6 protein-coding genes are annotated in these 4,252 nt (G+C 42.7%); all 6 read left to right on the top strand.

The window, feature by feature from the left end:
• Positions 1-220, top strand: a 220-nt coding sequence (locus PHF79_03955) for a hypothetical protein (protein ID MDD5318935.1), incomplete at its 5' end; no start/stop codon positions are given.
• Between the two features lie 60 nt (positions 221-280).
• Positions 281-1,582 carry a glucose-6-phosphate dehydrogenase gene (locus PHF79_03950; protein MDD5318934.1) on the top strand — a complete coding sequence of 434 codons (1,302 nt, stop codon included), beginning with the start codon at positions 281-283 and terminating at the stop codon, positions 1,580-1,582.
• Between the two features lie 113 nt (positions 1,583-1,695).
• Positions 1,696-2,283 carry a DedA family protein gene (locus PHF79_03945; protein MDD5318933.1) on the top strand — a complete coding sequence of 196 codons (588 nt, stop codon included), beginning with the start codon at positions 1,696-1,698 and terminating at the stop codon, positions 2,281-2,283.
• Between the two features lie 12 nt (positions 2,284-2,295).
• A complete protein-coding gene (locus PHF79_03940; GenBank protein MDD5318932.1) occupies positions 2,296-3,018 on the top strand; it encodes a glycosyltransferase in 723 nt (240 codons plus the stop codon).
• A gap of 44 nt (positions 3,019-3,062) precedes the next feature.
• On the top strand, positions 3,063-3,926 hold the full coding sequence (locus PHF79_03935) for a PD-(D/E)XK nuclease family protein (GenBank protein ID MDD5318931.1): 864 nt from the start codon (positions 3,063-3,065) through the stop codon (positions 3,924-3,926).
• A 10-nt stretch (positions 3,927-3,936) separates the two neighbouring features.
• Positions 3,937-4,252, top strand: a 316-nt coding sequence (locus PHF79_03930; protein ID MDD5318930.1) for an aquaporin, incomplete at its 3' end; no start/stop codon positions are given.

Raw genomic sequence — 4,252 nt, 5'->3', positions numbered from 1 at the left:
AGATGATCCCTCAGAAGAAATTTTACGCTACCATCTCGAAAGTATTGCAAATGGGTCAAGAAAACAGATTGATAAACATGAGGATGTGGCTATTTTTGTTGATGCCAATAAAGATTTACCCTACGAGAAGTGGCAAAACTCTCTTATCACACCATTACATTGGGTAGTATTAAAAATGTTACCCTTGCAGCATTATCTGAAAAAGAAATTAAAACGCTAAATAGTTATTATATGAAAAAATATGGTCAATAGATCAAGCTAGATCTGCTATAATCAACCCGTGAAAATATCCAAACCCACTATTCTTGTCATTGTTGGTATATCGGGTGATTTGTCCAAGCGCAAGCTTTTGCCTGCCACTGATGAGATCTTTCGAGCAGGGGAATTGCCAGAAAAATTTAAGGTGATAGGCGTGACTAGGCGAGACATTGCCATGCAAGGGGTAGAACTTTACAAAATGGATCTGGAAATTCTTGAAGAATATAAAAAATTGGCCAGACATCTTGATTCCGTCGAAAAAGACTGGGGTACTCCTGCGCAAAGACTTTTTTATTTATCGGTGCCCCCTCAAGTCTCGCAGTCGATTGTCAGACAGCTTGGCCAATCTGGCCTAGCCAAAGTACCCGACACTAAACTCCTTTTAGAAAAACCTTTTGGTTTTGATCTTCAGTCAGCCAAAGATTTGATAGACGATATCAATAAATATTTTACGGAAGAGCAGGTCTATCGCATTGATCATTATTTAGCCAAAGAAATGACGCAAAATCTGATCATTTTTCGTCAGAGCAATTCACTTTTCAAACGGACCTGGAACAAGGATTTTATCGAAAGGATTGAGATCGTGGCCAGCGAGCAGATTGGCATAGAGGGACGAGCCACTTTCTATGAACAAACAGGGGCTTTAAGGGATTTGGTGCAAAGTCATTTGCTTCAGCTCGCGGCTTTGACTTTGATGAAGATTCCTCCAAGTGTGTCAAATGGCGTGGTTGACTCAAATGGTGGCGCAGATAACAGCTGGTGGAAAAATATTCCAGATGAGCGTCTGCGGGCTCTCGAGCAGCTTCACTTGCTTTCGGAAGAAAAAATAATTGATTGTGTGAAGCGCGGCCAGTACAAAAATTACAGAGAGGAAGTCAAAAATCCACAAAGCACGGTTGAGACTTTTGTTTCACTTCAGCTAGAGTCTGGCAGTCCTGATTGGCAAGGAGTACCTATTACTCTGACCACAGGCAAGGCTTTGGATAAAAAAATGACCGAGATCAGGATTTTTTATAAAAAAGCTGAACATCATGAATCAAATCAGCTCACTCTCCGGATTCAACCAAAAGAGGGCATTGAGATTTGTTTATGGACGAAAAAACCTGGCTATGATCGGACCCTTGAAAAGCACCCCCTCAATTTTTCTTATGAAGACCACTACGCCTCTTTGCCCGAAGCCTATGAGCGAGTGCTGGTAGATGCTATGCATTCTGACCACAGTCTTTTTACTTCAAGCGGGGAAGTGTTGCGTTCGTGGGAAATCATTGCCCCAATTCAGGAGTTCTGGAAAAAGGGAGGTGGTTCAGATCTGACTTTCTATTAAAAGGTTTATATGTCAGGACAGTAGAAAGGTGTTCCTCACTAAAGCGCTCGAGGACTCGCTAACCCGTTCGGAACACCTTTCTACTGTCCTGTGATACAATCATTTAATAAAATATGCAGGTCCTAATCCACAATATAGAACTCTGGATCGATAGCTCTAAATATTTTCTCCTCTTCTGGGGCGCTTTTTTGGAGGGCCCGGTAGTGATGATTAGCGGCGGTTTCTTGTATCAGATTGGCCAGCTGAACTTTTTTCAGATGTATATAGCCTTGGTAGCAGGAGACTTTGTGGCTGATATCATGTGGTACCTGGTTGGATTTTATGGAGGCAATAAAGTAGTGACAAAATACGGCTCTTTCTTCAATATTACGCCTGAAATTGTCGAAAAAGTGAAGTTGCGTTTTCATACCTATCAGACCAGCATTTTGTTGGTTTCCAAGCTGACTATGGGTTTTGGTTTTTCTTTGGCCACTTTGATCACTGCCGGCACTCTCCGTATTCCATTCAAAAAATATGCCATCATCAATCTTTTGGCCGGTTTTATTTGGGTATTGTTTTTGGTGGCTATCGGCTTCTTCTTCGGCAATGTTTACAGCCTGATCACCCGACCGCTAAAAATAGCCTTCATTTGCTTAGCAATTGTAGTGGTTATTGTTGTGCTGAGAACAGTCAATCGCTATTTGGTCAATACTAAGGTATAATTAAAGCTCCTTATGATTTCTATCGTCATTCCAACATTGAATGAAGAGAAGGTGATTGAAAAGACGCTGCTCTCTCTGCGGCGCTTACGGGCCTATGACTATGAAATTATTGTTTCTGACGGAAAAAGTACCGACAAAACAGTCGCTATCGCTAAAAAATACGCAGACAAGGTGGTGGAATATAAAGATGAGGCTCGTCAGACCATTTCAGGCGGGCGCAACGCTGGTGCAGCGGTGGCTAAGGGAGAATATCTTGTTTTTTTGGATGCAGATGTGCGCATCCCTGATATTGATGGTTTTTTTAGGAAAATCCTGGAATATTTTGATTCCCATGAAAAAGCGGTGGCTACGGTGGTCTTCTTAAAGGTTTTTCCAAAGGATGCCACTCTGTCTGACATGTTTTTCTTTACCATTATCAATCTTGTCCACTATTTTTCCAACAATTTTTTGCGGATTGGCAGCGCGTCTGGTGAGTTTCAAATGATCAGAGCAGACGCCTTCAAAAAAGTGAATGGCTACAATGAAAAGTTTGTGGCAGCTGAAGATGGGGATATGTTTAGCCGTCTTGCCAAGGTAGGGCGCACTCGTTCATTTGCCGGGCTCCATGTGCTTCACACCTCTCGTCGAGCCCACAAGACAGGCTGGACACCTCTTCTCATTAGCTATCTAGCCAACGCTTTTTACACTAAAGTTTTCAAAAAAGCCTTTAGTCGGGAGTGGAAGGTGATTAGATAAAATCTCAGCCAAAAATAAAAATACCTCTGTGGTATTATATCGACATGTCTCGCGATCCATATTCAGCGGTTTGGGTTTCTCATTCATCTCTTGGAGATTTTTTGAAGTGTCCGTGGGCCTATTATTTGCATAATGTGTATAAAAATCCAAAGACTGGCAAGAAAATCAATCTTGTCAGTCCAGCTCTCTCACTTGGGTCTGCTGTGCATGAAGTAGTGGAAGGTCTGGCTGATTATCCTGCAGACAAGCGTTTTGATAGAGTGGAGGAACTATTGCAGCGTTTTGATGAAGCCTGGAAAAAATTTTCCGGCAAAAAAGGTGGCTTTAGGACGCCAGAAGAAGAGGCTGAGGCCAAAGCTAGGGGAAAAGCCATGATTAAAAGAGTCATTGCCCATCCAGGACCGTTACAAGAAAAAATAGTCAGATTGCCAGAAGGAAAGGGCGGAATGCTACCTCATTTTTATCTTGCAGACGATATCATCCTATGCGGCAAGATTGACTGGCTCCAGTATGTACCAGAGGATAACAGCCTCCGGGTCTTAGATTTTAAAACAGGCAAAAATGAGGAAAAAGGGGATTCACTGCAGCTGCCTATTTATCAGCTGCTACTGCACAATCTCCAAAAAAGAAAAGTTTCTGGAGCGGCCTACTGGTACCTGGATTCTGATGACTCCCCAAAAGAAGTGGCTTTACCAAGCCTGGATGAATCTTTTGAGAAAGTTGGCACCGCTGCCAAAAAAGTGGCTGAAGCTCGTGAAAAATGGGCCGCTACCAGAGATGAAAGCGTGTTTGCTTGCCCCCAAGGTCCAGAAGGTTGCTTTGCTTGCCGGCCTTTTGAGAAAATTATCCGCGGTGAAGCCGAATTTTTGGGGAATGGTGAGTATGGTCAGGAAATGTATATGGTATAATGTTGGGCATATGAATATCAAAAAATACATTGCTGAACTTATTGGCACATTTGCGTTGGCTTTAGTGGTTTCTCTGGCTTCTACTTTAGGTCTAGGTATTGTCACCACTTTCCTGGCGGGCGTGACCCTAGCTCTCTTTGTCTATAGTATTGGTCACCTTAGTGGCAGTCATATCAACCCAGCCGTCACTATTGGGGCTTTCTCAATCAAAAAAATTTCTTGGCAGGACGCTATCATGTATATCATTGCTCAGTTTGCTGGAGCCGCTTTGGCCATAATTGTCTTCAATCTTTATCACATTACCCGTGCCGCCAATTTACCCCCTT

Source organism: Candidatus Paceibacterota bacterium (assembly GCA_028714275.1).
Classification (GTDB): Bacteria; Patescibacteriota; Minisyncoccia; order Phycocordibacterales; family CAINVO01; genus CAINVO01.
The sequence above is the reverse complement of the archived record's forward strand: the minus strand, read 5'-3'. Positions and strand labels throughout refer to the sequence as shown.